1 protein-coding gene is annotated in these 236 nt (G+C 62.7%); it reads left to right on the top strand.

Annotated features, from left to right (window positions below):
- The coding region (locus ACWGTI_RS33015; RefSeq protein ID WP_454590721.1) for a transposase at nt 1-236 on the top strand (236 nt) is incomplete at both ends.

Genomic DNA, 236 nt, shown 5'->3' with positions numbered 1-236 from the left:
ACGAGCGGGCCGCACGGTGGCCGACCGCCCTACGATCCGGTCATGATGCTGAAGGTGTTGGTTATCCAGACAGCGAACAATCTGTCGGACGAGCGCACCGAGTTCCTGATCAACGACCGGCTGTCGTTCATGCGGTTCCTGGGCATCGGGCTTTCGGACCGGGTTCCCGATGCGCGCACGATCTGGCTGTTTCGGGAGAGGCTGACGACGGCAGGAGCGATCCAAGCCCTGTTCGA

This window comes from Mesorhizobium sp. ArgA1, from assembly GCF_053714375.1.
This window is presented reverse-complemented; position numbering and strand designations above follow the sequence as displayed.